Raw genomic sequence first — 14,316 nt, 5'->3', positions numbered from 1 at the left:
CGGCGGCCCCGCGAACCAAGACGGAACCTCATGGTGCCAAGACTGCAAGTATCATTCATCCACGCGGGCCTGCTGGCCCTGCTGCTGCCGCTGCTGGCTCCCGCCGGACACGCCCAGCAGCTGATCCGCAACTACGGCGAGGAACGGACGGCCACCACCGTGCTGGGCTTTCTCAAGATCGGCGTGGGGGCCAGAGCCGAGGGCATGGCCCAGGCCTTCGTGGGCGTGGCCGACGATGTGAGCGCCCTCTACTGGAACCCGGGAGGTCTGGGACGCATGGATGGCGGGGCCGTGTCCTTCTCGCATCTCGACTGGCCAGCGGGCATCAGCTATGACTATCTGGGCGCCGTGCAGCGGCTCAACGATCGTTACAGCGTGGGCCTGGCCTACTCGCAGTTGCGCACCGACGAAATGGCCGTGACCACCGAGACCCATCCCGAAGGCAACGGCCAGACCTTCTATTTCATTGACCAGGCCGTGCAGCTCACGGGCTGCATGCGCATGACCGACCAGTTCAGCGTGGGCCTCAGCGTGAAGTACGTGCGCGAGGACATCGACGATGTGACCATGGACGGCTGGCTGGGTGATATCGGCACCTACTACCGCACCGGGTGGCGTGACATGTCCGTGGCTGTCTCGCTGAGCAACTTCGGCGGCCAGTTCCGCCCCGGTGGCAGTCACACGCCCAACGCGGGTGACGGTCGGCCCGTGGATTACAAGGAAGCCAGCCCGCCCACCATGTTCCGCATCGGCAGTGCGCTCACCGTGTTCTCGCGTGAAGAGCATCGCGTGCTGTTCTCGGGGCAGATCAACCACCCTGTGGACAACGCCGAGAACTACCTCTTCGGACTGGAATACGGCTGGATGGAGCGATTCTTCGCCCGGGGCGGCTGGAAGTTCAACGCGGGCGAGGAATCCTGGACACTGGGCGGCGGAATCGACTTCAAGCTCAACGGGCTGGGAGTGGTGCTGGATCTGTCCTACAGCGACTTCGGCATCCTCTCCGAGAGCAAGCGCACCAGCGCCGAATTCAACTGGGGGTGGCAGCCATGAGCCGGATACACCGCAGCACGGGCCTGCGCCTGGCTCTTGCCACCGGTCTGCTGGCTCTGGTGGCCGGTTGCGGCATCGAGACCTTCTCGTTGCCCAGCCTGGAGCAGACAGGCACCGGCGGCCTGAGTGACACGACCTACCTGATGCTGAACAGCTGGATCGATCTGGGCAGCGAGGAGGCCAATCCTTCCGATGTGTTCATCAATGACGATGGCCATGTCTACGTGGCCGAATCGGGCAGTGGCCGAATCAGTGTCTGGAACCAGGCCCTGCGCGACCTGAACGAACCGGGGCCCGGCGTGCCGCTGGGCGAGCCGGCCCTCGAAGGCTTCGAGCTGCCCGGGGTCAAGGGAGTCACGGTGGGGCCGGAACAGCTGCTCTTCGCCTGCGACGGCGGCAACAAGCTCTGGGCCGTGAACCTGCTGGCCGCACGGGAGAACGTGGTGGGCGCCTACACGCATTTCCGCCTGACCCATCGTCAGACCGGCGAGGTCAGCGAAGTGGACGCCGCCGGCGTGGCCGACCTGATCCAGAACAACCAGTTCGGACGCTACGAGGTGGTGCCCACCGCAGCCTACGGCGATTCGGCCCTGGCTGCCGCACTGGTTCCGCGCGTGTTCTGGGAAGGTTCGGGCAACACCACCATCGATGCGGTGTCGCGCGGACGCGCGGGACAGCGCGAAGTCTTCTTCGTGAACAACAACCCCAGCGGCGGCAACCGGATCAACCGACTGCGCTTCCGTCCCGAAGCCCTGGTGCTGCTGGCCGATGACTATTCCGCCTTCACCTATTTCTATCGCCCCTTCGTGGCTGCCGACAGCATGGATTTTCCCAATCCGGCGATCGTGATCAATCAGGGTACCGGCCAGGGCACCATCGAGGGCGGCACCTCGCTGGATCTGGATGACCAGGCGCGCCTGTACTACACGCAGCTCGCTCCCAGCATCGGCTACTTCCGGGCTCAGCGCCTGACCTGGGAGGAATTCGCCGGAGAGGATTACTGGAGTTTTGACGCCAGCCTGGGCAACACCGACATCATGAATCCTGAACTTTTCGGTACGCCCTCGGACATCACCTGGAGTCGTGACCGGATCTTCGTCTGCGACACCGACAATCGTCGCGTTCAGGTCTTCGACCACAGCGGCCGCTTCCAGCGCCCCTGCGGAGCCAGCCGGGTCTACATCGACACGACACTGGTCTTCAACGATGTCCCGGTCGACACGGTACTGAAGAGCTGGAACTACGACCAGTTGCGCGCGCCCGTGGGAGTGGCGGTCTTCGGCAATCGCAGCGACCGCGACCGCAACAGCGAAGAGACCATTTTCGTCAGTGATGATGGAGGAGTGGTATCGGGCAGCGGAGCCAACGAGGTGCGCGTGAACGACAGGATCCTGCTCTTCACCCTCAGCCTCAGTCAGGACGACCTGCCTCCGCAATGATCATGCAAGCCCACAACCGTCCTGGAGTCTTTGTGTCCACTGCCCGCTGGCGCCCTGTGCTGGCCTGCCTGACGATTGTCCTTCTGGTCGGCTGCGCCTCGATCAAGCCACCCGCCCCGCTGCTGGAGCGTCTGAGCCGCGAGCAATGCCCGGACACCGTGTTCATTGCCAACTGGCCCCATCCTGAGGAGGCCGATTCGCTCTTCCGCTGCCGCAAATTGCCCGAGCGCAGCACAGGCTCACCGGCCGCCTATCTGTCGGTCTGGCGCAAGAGTTTCGTTGAAGAGGCGGCCCGCAACGGCCTGCAGCTGGTCTGGCCCGAAGACGGCTGGACTGCGGGCGAACCGGGCTGGTCGCGTGATCCGGGCGAAGGCAGCCTGATCCTGGCGCTGGATTCCCTGTCGGTCCACGCACTCAAGAGTGGAGGCTTCCAGCGTTTCGTGCAGTGGCTGGGCCTGTCGATCCAGCGTGATCGTGAATTCGGCTGGGTCGAGACCCATTATCGATACCTCGGCCAGCATGTCGACGTGGACAGCCTGCAGCTGGACGCACCGCACAGTCTGGTGAGCCGCCGTCCGGACACCCCCTACACTCTGAATCACACCGACCGCACGGGACTGTTGCTGGGCCAGGCCGCCCGCGACATGGTGACCGTGCTTCATTCCAGGGCCAATTGAGCTGGCCGACCTGCGACACGGGAGACACATGAGACATCTGCTTGCCTTCCTGATGCTGGCCCTGCTGCTGAGTGGCTGCAGCATCCGCCGAGTCGGCATCCGCGCCGTGACCCCCGTGCTGGACGATTTCGTGACCGCCCTCTTCGCCGAACCCGACCTGCTGCTGGCGCGCACGGCTTTCGAGTCCGACATCAAGATGATCGAGGGCCTGCGCCTGAGTGCCGACAGCCCGCGCCTGCGCGAACTGCATGCGATGGCGCTCACCGGCTACGCGCTGATCTATTGCGAAGGTGTGGACGATGCCCGGGCCAGCCGCTTCTACCGCCGCGCGCATCACGTGGGCCTGGCGCTGCTTGGCAGCGATCCTTTCGCCCTCTCCCAGCCCGAGTTCGATGCCTGGCTGGCTGCGGTGCCCGCGAAGCAGCAGAGCGCCCTGTTCTGGACCGCCTTCCCCTACGGTGCCTGGATGGCACTCAATCTGGCCGAGAGCGAAGCCGTGTTCCGCCTGCCCCGCGTAGAAGCCATGATCGCGCGCGCCAGCGCCCTGGACCCCGACTACTTCTTCGGCGCCGGCCAGCTTTTCGAGGGGGCGATCACATGCGTGAAACCCCGCTTCGTCGGCGGCAAGCCCGAAACCGGTCAGGCCCTCTTCCAGCAGGCCGCCGCCGGCCCCGCACACGGTCTTCTGCTCCCGCTCTTCTTCGAAGCCCGCTACTACTGCCCCGCCGCCCTGGACGAGGAGCGCTTCGACCAGATCCAGCAGGAGGCCGCCTCCTTTGACTTCGACGCCCGCCCCGAACTGCGCCTGCTGAACCAGTGGGCCTGGGAACAGATTCTGCTGCTCAACACGAAACGCAGCGACCTGTTCTGATCCCTGTGTTCGCGCGGCTGTGACCAGTTCGATCCACTGTGGCATTCCCGTGTCACGGAGCGGCCGGCACACCCATCACCTCTTCCCGAACCCTGTCATTCTTGCGCAAACGGGGCGGCCGACATGGCAACCCGATGGATTGCTCCGCACGCCCTTTTCGTCCAGGTTTCCCCACGCCCGCCCGTGGATTCCCCACGGGCTATCGATGCATTGTGCCCCATTCGGGGCTTGGCGGGGGACCGTGTGTGGTGCGGCACGCTGCGCTTTGTCCATCCCAAGGAACGGTGACGGTCCATTCGACCGTCACCATGTTCCAGACCATGACGGTCACGTCGTCCGCCCGGGCGGCCGCCTAGGTGATCGACGAGATGGCGGACGAGATGGTGGACGAAATGGTGGACGAAATGGTGGACGAAATGGTGGACGAGATGGCGGACGAGATGGCGGACGAGGTGGCGGACGAGATGGCGGACGAGATGGTGGACGAAATGGTGGACGAAATGGTGGACGAAATGGTGGACGAGATGGCGGACGAGATGGCGGACGAGATGGCGGACGAGGTGGCGGACGAGATGGCGGACGAGATGGTGGACGAGATGGTGGACGAGATGGTGGACGAGATGGTGGACGAGATGGCGGACGAGATGGTGGACGAGATGGCGGACGAGATGGCGGACGAGATGGTGGACGAGATGGTGGACGAGATGGTGGACGAGATGGTGGACGAGATGGCGGACGAGATGGCGGACGAGATGGTGGACGAGATGGTGGACGAGATGGTGGACGAGATGGCGGACGAGATGGCGGACGAGATGGTGGACGAGATGGTGGACGAGATGGCGGACGAGATGGCGGACGAGATGGCGGACGAGATGGCGGACGAGATGGCGGACGAGATGGCGGACGAGATGGTGGACGAAATGGTGGACGAGATGGCGGACGAGATGGCGGACGAGATGGTGGACGAGATGGCGGACGAGATGGTGGACGAGATAGTGGACGAGATGGTGGACGAGATGGCGGACGAGATGGCGGACGAGGTAGCGGTCAGGATGACTGTCAGGTTGGTCGACGTCCCGGGGCACAAAGCAATGGTTCCTTCGACCGTCCCCATTTCCCCTGAGATAAATCGTGAACTGACCCGTGGAAGTGGCAGTATGGATGTTGCCGGGCCTGCGGAGAGTCTTCCTCGCCCGCCGGAACGAAGAGTGGAATCGCGGCCGTCACCGCGATTCGCCGCAAGTTCGAACAATTCTCGTCCGGCACATGGCTGGACAGGACAATGGCGGGAGCAATCACGATGAAATATCTGAAGACAACGATCCTGGGCCTGGCGATTCTGCTGGGCAGCTTCTCGTGCTCGAGACTGAACCGGGCCCAGAACGGGGCAATCATCGGCGGAGCGGGCGGAGCAGCCGCGGGCGCGGTCATCGGCAAGCAGTTCGGCAACACGGCCGTGGGCGCGATTCTGGGTGCGGCCGTCGGAGGCACCGCGGGTGCCGTGATCGGCAACTACATGGACAAGCAGGCCGAGGAGATCGAGCACGACCTGGAAGGTGTCACGGTCGAGCGCGTCGGTGAAGGCATCAAGCTGACCTTCGACTCAGGCCTGCTCTTCGCCTCCAACAAGTCGGACCTGCAGCCGGTGGCGCAGCAGAACCTGCAGAAGCTGGCCGGCATCCTGAACAAGTATCCCGATACCAATGTCCTGATCGAGGGACACACCGACTCCGACGGCAGCGAGGCCCACAACCGGGAACTGTCCGACCGCCGCGCCAACACTGTGTCCTACTATCTGGCACAGAACAATGTCAGTGGCTCCCGCATGACCACCTTCGGCTACGGCGAATCCCAGCCCATCGGCGACAATTCGACCATGGCCGGCAAGGCCGCCAACCGCCGCGTCGAAGTGGCGATCATGGCCAACGACAAACTGAAGAAGGCCTCAGGCAACTGAGCTTTCGCCCTTGCGGGTGATGCAGTTCGAACACACAGGACGGGCGCATGGGCGGCCGTCCTGTTTTGTATCACAACCGAATGATATCCCCCTAACCCTGTCATCCCCGCTAAACGGGGGCGGCCCGCATGGCGACCCCGAGTGGTTGCATCCTGTACCCATCTTCTTAGGGTTCATCCTCGCCCGCCCGTGGATTCCCCACGGGCTATGGATGTATGATGCCCCATTCGGGGCTTGGGTGGCAGCGATTGTGTGCCATGTTCGCCCTCGCAGCGCGAAGATGGCGCGACATGAGCACGAGTATGAGAGGCGCCGGCGATTCCCTCAAGAATCAACCCCCTTCCGCAGCGGTGACGCCGGTGGCGGAACCATCGAGACGGAACGGTCGGGCAATCACGTGGGTCGCCGCGCCTGGCCCGAAGGACCGCATCGCGGGCCAAGTTTGCGCGGCGCGAGGCCTGCGAAGAGGGTCTTTCTTTGGCTCCACCTTTCTTTGGACCCGTCCAAAGAAACATGGAAAGTTCATTGCATCACGGGAAGCCGGCGGCGGACGGGCATGGATCACAGCACAGGGAATCGCGCCAGTGACGGATTCCGGTGGAATGAATGGATGACGCTCAATTGAGGGTTCGGTAATCAGGTAGGCAGTGCGCGATCAGAACCACATGTCATGACCGCATTCGGATTTCGCCGACCGAAAGTCGGATGACGCGATCAACTGCCAGCGCTTCATCGGGCCTGGCTGGAAGCAGACGGCTCGAGGTTGTTTCTGAATCAAGTCCTTCCGTTCCCGGATCGAAGCGCCTGGTGGAGGCGTCGTCCCTTTTCTGCCTTGAACGGGGTCATTCACGTGATCGGCCGCGCTTGGCCAGGAACCACCGCATCGCGGGCTGCCTTCGTACCGCATGCGCGAGGCTTTGCGAGTGACAAACGTCAGTTGGCTCCACCTTGCTTTGGCACCCGTCCAAAGAAAGGTGGAAAAGTTCGCTGCGGGAGGCCGCCAGACGAGACCGTGGCGAGGATTTCCAACGCCTCTGGCATGGACGTGGACTTTGTCTGTGACTTTGGATGCCGGTGCCCAAGAAGGGGATGGAAGATGGATGGGTGGAGTCGAGGATCAGCTTCCGGTTCACAACCGGGCGAATTCCTGGCAGCAACCCTGGATTTCGCCGCAAAAGGCGAGGCCGACATGATCCTCCCAAGTGTTGGCTTTGCATCCCAATCGCCCGGCTGCAGTGCTTTGCGGCTATGTCTCTGATCAATCTTCTTCCAAAAGATGGTGATCGCCGGTGGCGGCGAAAATGGCATCGAGACATGAACGTTGTCTGAGCAGGGTAATTCCCGACGAAGTCAACCGCCGCGTCTCCGCCGCTAGGACCGCATCGCGGGCGACAAAGCGCGGCGCGAGGCCTGCCGCTCTTTCGCCGGACCTTTTCTTCGCGAAGAAAAAGGTGAGAGCGCCCCCCGCGCAGGGGAGTGTATTGCCGGCGACCGGCGATAGCATCCGTGACACGCATACTGTCAGTCGCACACCGGTCACGAACGAGAATGAATTTCGGTATAACCCGTCGGGATCCCCATTCGCCGACCCAGAAGACAATGATCACGGGGATGACACCTTTGAACTTGACCCGGATGTCGCGCTGATTGTCACAGCGGTGACGCCGGTGGCGGAACCATCGAGACGGAACGGTCGAGCAGGAGCGTGGGCCGCCGCGCTTGCTCGCCGGACCGCAGCGCGGGCCAAGTTTGCGCGGCGCGAGGCCTGCGAAGAGGGTCTTTCTTTGGCTCCACCTTGCTTTGGACCCGTCCAAAGAAAGGTGGAAAACGATGCCTCACGGGAGGCAGCCCCCGGCCGAAGAAGGCATCACGGAACCGAGGCAGTGACGGGATTCCGGTGGAAGGGGATGAACGTGTGGTGGGGGATTCTCACGATGAAATGCTCGGTGTAACCACCGGGGCGCCATGCAATGGGCCCCCGCTTCCGCGGGGGTGACGGATATTGGGCTGACGGGAAATAGGATGGTCGCAGGAGTTTGTTCCTGCGCATGACAATGCTATAGTGCCCCGTCCCGCCCTTTACGTCGGCCGGGCCCCGCGCCTTGAGCGCCCCTCCGGAACCCCGCGCCACCAGCCGTCGCGACCCTTCTGGCAATTTCCCTGCATGGCTGGCACAGCATCGAGAAAACACATGTCGTTTGAATCCCTGGGCCTCAACGAGGCCTTGCTGCGTGCCGTACGTGCACGCGGTTACGAAACCCCCACGCCCATCCAGCGTCAGGCCATTCCGGTCGTGCTGGCCGGCGACGACCTGATGGCCGCCGCCCAGACCGGCACCGGCAAGACCGCCGGCTTCACCCTGCCCCTGCTGCAGCTGCTGTCGGCCGTGCCCGGCGAGCGGCGCCGCGAGCCCCGTTGCCTGGTGCTGGTGCCCACCCGCGAACTGGCTGCCCAGGTGGCCGAGAGCGTCGAGATCTACGGGCGCAACACGCCCCTGCGGGCCGCAGTCGTCTTCGGCGGGGTCAACATCCGGCCGCAGATTTCCCAGTTGCGTCACGGCGTCGACATCCTGGTGGCCACCCCCGGCCGTCTGCTGGACCTGCACAGCCAGGGCGCCGTGGACCTGTCACACATCCAGATTCTGGTGCTGGACGAGGCCGACCGCATGCTGGACATGGGCTTCATCGTGGACCTGAAACGCATTCTGGCGCTCATGCCTCCCCGTCGCCAGAACCTGCTCTTCTCGGCGACCTTCTCGCCGGAAATCCGCAGACTGGCCGGCAACTTCCTCACCGACCCGGTGCAGATCGACGTCAGCCCGGCCGCCACGGCCGCCGAAACCGTGCAGCAGTTCATGGTGCGCGTCGAAAAGGATCACAAGGCCCAGCTGCTGAGCTACATGATTCGCGAGAGCGACTGGCAGCAGGTGCTGATCTTCTGTCGCACGAAACACGGCGCCAACCGGCTGGCCAAGCGCCTGGACCGCGACGGGATCCACAGCATGGCCATTCACGGCAACAAGAGCCAGGCGGCGCGCACCAAGGCGCTGGCCCATTTCAAGGAGGGCGGGCTGCGGGCCCTGGTGGCCACGGATCTGGCCGCGCGCGGTCTCGACATCCAGCAGCTGCCCCGCGTGATCAATTACGAGCTGCCCAACGTGCCCGAAGACTACGTGCACCGCATCGGCCGCACGGGCAGGGCGGGCATGACCGGCCAGGCCCTCTCGCTGGTGAGCAACGACGAACTCAAGTTCCTGCGTGACATCGAACACCTGATCGGTCAGCGCCTGGTGCCCGAGATCATCGACGGCTTCGCCCCGGGTCAGCCCGAGATCGAGGAGGAGCGTCCGCCCCGTCCCCAGGGACGCCGTGCTGGCAGCGCGCCCGCCAGCCGTCCGACACGTTCCGATGAGCACCATGGCCGCGATGGCGACGCCACCCGGGCACCTCGTCCCGAGAGCCGTCCTGCCGCTTCCACGAGGCCCGAAGGCCGACCTGCTGGAGGCCGGCCTGCTGGAGGCCGACCCGCTGGCCGTCCCGCCGGCGAGGGCCGACCAGGAGCCCGCTCTGGAGGGGGTTACGATTCCCGTCCTTCCGGCGGCCGTCCCAGTGGTCGTCCCGAGAGCGGCAGCACCCGCCAGGAAGGGCGCGGCAGTCGTCCCGAGGGTCGTCCCGATGGACGCGGTGCCACCGGTGGCCGTCCTGACAACCGGGGAGGATCCGCCGGGCGTCCCGACAGTCGGGGAGGATCCGGTGGCCGTCCTGACTTCCGTGGCTCAAGCGGGGGTCGCCCCGAGGGCCGTGGCGCAGGCGCGGGCCGTCCCGAAGGCCGCCCGGCAGGCGGTGGCCGTCCTGATGGCCGTGGGGCAGGGGGAGCCCGTCCCGAGGGCCGCAGTGGCGGAGGCACATCCCGCCCCAGCGGCGGCTCCCTGAGCTGGAAGGACAACCCCAATCGCCGCACCAAACCCTCCGGTGGTGGCAGTGCGGGCGCGCCTCCGCGCCGTGATGATGCCGGCAGACCCGGGTCCAGCGAGCGTCGCCCCGGCAGCAGCCAGCCACCCCGTGGCCGCTCGGGCGGAGGAGAAGGTGGTTCGCGCTCGGGTTCCGGTTCTGGCCGGGGCGCGCGTCCCTCCAGTCCCGGCTCGGCTCCGCGCGGGCGCCGCGGTCCTCGCGACTGAGGGTGCGCCAGTTGTGCATGCACACAGCCCTCCGGGATTCCGGAGGGCTTTTTTGTTCCGGATCCGGCAGGCTGCCGACTTTCTGAACAGTCGGCATGCCCGATTCGGCCAAGTCCAGCTTGAAAACAGGCAGTTGGGGATGGCATGATGCTTGCTGAAGTCAGCGCCAGCAAAGTCATCCACATCCCTGTTCAAATCCCTCCCGGAGGTTCCATGCGCGCCGTGCTGCTCTCTGTTTGTCTGGGTCTCGTCCCGCTTGCCTCCCGCGCGGAAATCTGCATTCAGGGTACGGTCCCCGGGCCCTACCAGGTCGTGCAGATTCCCTTCGTGGTCGAGCAGGATTGCTGCGACTGGTCCATCTCCACCTGCGGTTCCGGTTCGGTGAACACCGCCATCGGCAGCGTGGAGGGTCCCGGTGTGTCCTTCGAGGGAGATGACAACCCGGGCGTCTGCCCCAATCCCTGCCTCAGCTGGGCCGAACCCGACTTCGTCGACAAGGACCACGGCTACAACTGGATCACCCCGGGCAATCCGCCCGAATGCATGCCCGCGGGCAACTACACCCTTCAGCTGGCGATCTATCTGGGCTGGGATGCGTCCACCTGCACCCTGCTCTCGGGGCCGATTCCCTACGAAGTGTGCTTCAACTTCTGCAGCCGCAGCGCCGGCACCGAAGACCTGCCCGCCGCTTTCAGCCTGGGCAATCCCTATCCCAATCCCTTCAATCCGTCCACGACCATCGACTGGAGTCTGGATCACACCGCTCCGGTCACGCTGAGCGTGCATGATCTGGCCGGACGGGAAGTGGCCGTGCTGGTCAGTGGACTGCAGAACGCCGGCGAGCACAGCACGCGGTTCGAGGCGGCCGGTCTGCCCAGTGGTGTCTACTTCGCCACCCTCGAGGCCGAAGGCTTCCGCGAGAGCCGCAAGCTGGTGCTGCTCAAGTAAGCCGATTGCGCTGAGACCGTTCCGGCCTCCGCGCCTCGATACCATCCCTGGTTTTCCACAACCGGCGGCCTCAGGGCCGCCGGTTCTGTCTGCTCGCGGCAGCCCGCTCCGGGAAGGAACTGACACCACACCAGAAAGCGGCTGTGTCTGCCGCTCCGAATTGGTATTCTGCAGCCCGATTCGAACGGTTCGGCACCCTCGCCGCAAGGAGATTCCCCATGCACACTCTATCCCTGTGGGTCGTCCTGCTGATGACTCTCAGCGCCAGGGCCCAATGGCCCTCCGATCCTTCCACGAACCTGGTACTTGGCGCTCTCGCCGGTGAACAGACCACACCCCTGGTGCGCGCCACCCAGGCGGGCGGAGCCTGGGTTCTGTGGTACGACACGGCCAGTGGCAACTACGACGTGCGCCTGCAGTTGCTGGATGCCGAGGGCCTGCCCCAGTTTGCCGCCAACGGTTTGTTGGTGAGCGATCACGCCATGACCAGTTTCATCACCGAGTGGGATCTGGGCGTGGATGGCGAGGATCACGCGATCGTGGTCACCAACGACGTGCGCGATGGAGAAGACTGGGAAATCTACGCCTACCGCATCTCGCCCGCGGGTGATTTCGTCTGGGGGGCGAACGGGATCCGGCTGTCGGACAACGACGGCAGTGACGTGGGGCAGCGGATTCTGGCCACCGTGGGCGGCGACATCGTGATCGCCTGGCAGCAGGATACGGCCAGCAATGGCTCCGCCGTGGTCCTGCACCGCCTCTCCCCGGCCGGAGAGGATGTCTGGGAGCCCGCGTCCCGGGTACTGACCTCGACCTTCGGCCTCTCGATTCCGCGCATGGCGGCCACCAGCGACGACGGCTTCCTGCTTTCGGTGGTGGACGTGCAGGGCAGCAGTTTCAGTTCGCCACGACATCTCTACCTGCGCCGTTTCGATGCGGCGGGCAACGAATTGTGGACACCGGGCGGCACTCCGCTGAACACGGTGGGCGGCATTGGCTTCCAGATGCGGCCCGATGTGTTGAATGATGGCAGCGATGGCGCGGTCTGCTGGTGGTACGATTCGCACCTCAGCAACCAACTGCACACCTGGGTCCAGCGCGTGGATGCGGCGGGCCAGATCCGCTGGGCGGCCAACGGTGTCATGGTGGGCAATCCCGCCGAGCTGCAGACCAGCCCCGTGCTGGCGCTGGACATGGCCAGCCAGGACGTGATCGTGGCCTGGCAGTCGGCCAACCTCGGCCAGACCCAGGTGGGCATGGGGGCCCAGCGCCTGGATTCCACGGCCACTCCGCTCTGGGGCGCCAACGGGCTCAGCCTGGCACCCCTGGGCGGGCCCCAGCAGTTCCGCCTGGGCCTGCATGCCCTGGCCGACGGCTCCAGCCTGCTGGCCTGGCAGGAATACGACGCGGGCAGCGCGATCAATTCCAGCATCAAGGGTCTGGGACTCAGTCCTGAAGGCACGCCGCTCTTCGCCGGGCCGGTGGACCTGACCACCACGGTCTCGCAGAAAGGGTACCTGAGCACGGCGCTGATTTCGGCCGGCAGTCTGCTGGCGGTCTGGGCCGACCAGCGCAGTGGCCCCAGTGATGTCTACCTGCAGAACCTGAATCCCGATGGCAGTCTGGGACCGACCGGTGTGCTGCCAGAACCCACGCTCCAGGTCCTGTCACCTGCGTCCGGTGATACGCTGCGCCTGCAACCCGCGCGGATCGAGCTGGCCGTGGAGAACTTCGTGCTCTCCGAGACCGAGGGCGATGGCCTGGTGCGTGGTTTCGTGACCGGCCCGGACGGGATGAGCACCTTCAGCACGGCGGAAACCAGCCTTGCCGTGGACCTGGACACACCGGGAGACTACAGCATCACCTTCCTGCTGGTGGATCACGCCCTCCAGCCCATCGATCCGATGGTGAGCGCCGATCTGGTCTTCCACTGGTTCCCGCCCCAACTGAGCATCGTGGATCCGCAGCCCGACCAGGAACTGGACGAGCTGCCGATCGCCGTATCCTTCCTGCTGAGCGGATTCGAGCTGGGCGACGGGCTGGGCCATCTGGCCGTGCATCTCAATGGCGAACCGCTGGCGGATCACAGCAGCCTGGATCCGCTGCTGCTGGACGTCGCTCTGTCCGGCAGCAATACCGTGGAACTGGCCCTGCGCGATGCCCAGGGCAATCCGCTGGATCCGGCCGTCGAGGCCAGCGTCAGCTTCTTCTACACCGGCACGGGCATTGACCGGGCGCTGCCCGGGGACTTCGAGCTCTCCGATGCGGCACCCAATCCTTTCAACCCCTCCACATCCTTCAGTCTTCGGCTGGGCCAGAGCGAGTTCCTGCGCATGAGCGTCTACGACTTGCGTGGTCGGCGGGTGGCCGTGCTCCTGGACGGGCAGGTCGCGCCGGGAGAACACCGGGTGAGCTGGTCGGCGCCTTCGGCTCCCAGCGGACTGTACATCGTCCGGCTGGAACGGTTGACGGCAGGGGGCACTCTGCGTGATGCCATGAGCCGCAAGGTGATACGGTTGAACTGAAGACGGTGGGGGATCATGCTCTCACGAACAGGTTGCCGACAGCCCATCTGGCAGCGCTTGACCGGTCATGCAACACAGGGAGCGATCGAATGGCATCCGTTCAACGGGTCGGACTGGATCGGCTGGCCAGTCAGTGCAAAGCGATCGGTCAGGAAGTGGAGCAGGCCTTTGCCACCATGGGCCTGAGAGCTCTGAACACACAGCCCGGACCCGGGCGCTGGAGCGTGGCCCAGTGCCTCGATCACCTGGTGGTGACCGATCGAGGCTACCTGGAGCTTGGACATCGCCTTGCCCGGGGCGAGACCGTCCATGGCTTCATTGGACGGTTGCCCCTGCTGCCCGCGCTCTTCGGCGGCATGCTGCTCGCGTCATTGACACCCACGCCCGCGCGGAAGTACAAGGCACCGGCCAGTTGGCAACCTTCGGCGGACGAGCTGCCGGTGGAGATCGTGCCCCGTTTCCTGGAACAGCAGCATCATGTTCTCAACATGATTCACGCGGCTGGCCGGCTGGATGCGGAGCGGATCATCGTTTCCTCGCCCGCCGCTCACTGGATGTGCTACTCCTGGGCCGACGCCCTGCGCATCCTGGTGGCTCACCAGCGCCGACATCTTAACCAGGCCCTGGCCGTGAAGGCGGGATTGCCCGGATCGACGTGAGCCGCAGGTG

At 64.9% G+C, this 14,316-nt stretch carries 9 protein-coding genes and 1 pseudogene; all 10 read left to right on the top strand.

The features are described from left to right. The first annotated feature begins 33 nt into the window (after nucleotides 1-33). The 10 genes and pseudogenes from H6678_09580 to H6678_09535 all read left to right on the top strand — a co-directional run bounded on the left by H6678_09580 (nucleotide 34) and on the right by H6678_09535 (nucleotide 14,306). Nucleotides 34-1,053 carry a PorV/PorQ family protein gene (locus tag H6678_09580; GenBank protein ID MCB9474048.1) on the top strand — a complete coding sequence of 340 codons (1,020 nt, stop codon included), beginning with the start codon at nucleotides 34-36 and terminating at the stop codon, nucleotides 1,051-1,053. Then, a complete protein-coding gene (locus tag H6678_09575) occupies nucleotides 1,050-2,492 on the top strand; it encodes a hypothetical protein (protein ID MCB9474047.1) in 1,443 nt (480 codons plus the stop codon). Before H6678_09580 ends, H6678_09575 begins: the two co-directional genes overlap by 4 nt. A 32-nt stretch (nucleotides 2,493-2,524) precedes the next feature. Next, the gene (locus H6678_09570; protein MCB9474046.1) at nucleotides 2,525-3,169 is read left to right on the top strand and encodes a hypothetical protein; all 645 of its coding nucleotides are present in this window, start codon (nucleotides 2,525-2,527) and stop codon (nucleotides 3,167-3,169) included. A gap of 28 nt (nucleotides 3,170-3,197) precedes the next feature. After that, nucleotides 3,198-4,040, top strand: a complete 843-nt coding sequence (locus H6678_09565; protein MCB9474045.1) for a hypothetical protein — start codon at nucleotides 3,198-3,200, stop codon at nucleotides 4,038-4,040. 368 nt (nucleotides 4,041-4,408) lie between these two features. Then, nucleotides 4,409-5,344: a DUF445 family protein gene (locus tag H6678_09560; GenBank protein ID MCB9474044.1), complete on the top strand. Its 936-nt coding sequence runs from the start codon at nucleotides 4,409-4,411 to the stop codon at nucleotides 5,342-5,344. After that, a complete protein-coding gene (locus tag H6678_09555; GenBank protein ID MCB9474043.1) occupies nucleotides 5,341-5,997 on the top strand; it encodes an OmpA family protein in 657 nt (218 codons plus the stop codon). The genes H6678_09560 and H6678_09555 overlap by 4 nt, the downstream gene beginning before the upstream one ends. Nucleotides 5,998-8,188: 2,191 nt before the next feature. After that, nucleotides 8,189-9,721, top strand: a pseudogene (locus H6678_09550) (DEAD/DEAH box helicase). 666 nt (nucleotides 9,722-10,387) lie between these two features. Further along, the gene (locus tag H6678_09545; protein MCB9474042.1) at nucleotides 10,388-11,122 is read left to right on the top strand and encodes a T9SS type A sorting domain-containing protein; all 735 of its coding nucleotides are present in this window, start codon (nucleotides 10,388-10,390) and stop codon (nucleotides 11,120-11,122) included. A 218-nt stretch (nucleotides 11,123-11,340) separates the two neighbouring features. Then, nucleotides 11,341-13,647, top strand: coding sequence for a T9SS type A sorting domain-containing protein (locus H6678_09540; GenBank protein ID MCB9474041.1), 2,307 nt, complete (start codon nucleotides 11,341-11,343; stop codon nucleotides 13,645-13,647). A gap of 89 nt (nucleotides 13,648-13,736) precedes the next feature. Next, entirely contained in the window at nucleotides 13,737-14,306 is a 570-nt protein-coding gene (locus H6678_09535; GenBank protein ID MCB9474040.1) for a DinB family protein, read from the top strand. Nucleotides 14,307-14,316 lie beyond the last annotated feature (10 nt).

Source organism: Candidatus Delongbacteria bacterium (assembly GCA_020634015.1).
GTDB lineage: Bacteria > CAIWAD01 > CAIWAD01 > CAIWAD01 > CAIWAD01 > JACKCN01.
Note: the sequence above shows the minus strand (reverse complement) of the source record. Positions and strands in the feature narration are given on the sequence as shown.